The sequence below is a fragment of the Acinetobacter sp. KAM396 genome, assembly GCF_021602765.1.
Taxonomy (GTDB): Bacteria; Pseudomonadota; Gammaproteobacteria; order Pseudomonadales; family Moraxellaceae; genus Acinetobacter; species Acinetobacter towneri_A.
Window position 1 is genome coordinate 1 of record NZ_BPPH01000101.1, and the last position, 666, is coordinate 666.

1 pseudogene is annotated in these 666 nt (G+C 38.0%); it reads right to left on the reverse strand.

Features of this window, described 5'->3' with window-relative positions:
- Positions 1 to 55 precede the first annotated feature (55 nt).
- Positions 56 to 666 (reverse strand): annotated as a pseudogene (locus L6C30_RS14685) (IS3-like element ISAba14 family transposase); the annotation flags it as partial.

The window sequence follows — 666 nt, forward strand, 5'->3', positions numbered from 1 at the left end:
GGTCCCACTTGTTTGAACAACTAAAAGCGTATTTATAAGTGATATTCCGCTCTAGTTAAGCCACCTTGTTTTGTTGGGGTAGCTGATCATAGTAAAACTCATTTGGTGTCATTTTGTCTAGACTCGAATGAGGTCGTTTCAAATTATAAAACTCAAAATATGCACTTAATTGCTTTTTCGCATCTGTGACACTGCTATAAGCTTTGAGATACACCTCTTCATATTTAACGCTCCGCCATAATCGTTCAACCATCACATTATCTACCCATCGACCTTTACCATCCATACTGATTTGAATGCCATTTGATTTCAATACATCAATAAATGCATCACTGGTAAACTGGCTGCCTTGGTCTGTATTAAATATTTCAGGTCGACCATATTTTTCAATCGCTTCATTTAAAGCCGAAATACAAAAATCCACCTCCATACTAATCGATACCCTATGCGCAAGTACCTTGCGGCTATGCCAATCAATCACAGCACATAAATAAACAAAGCCTTTTGCCATAGGGATATACGTTATATCCGTAGACCACACTTGATTACTGCGCTGAATAGCCAACCCTTTGAGCAGATATGGATATTTACGGTGAGCTTGATTAGCCTGGCTTAAATTTGGTTTGCAATATAACGCCTGAATACCCATTTTCTTCATTAAAGTAC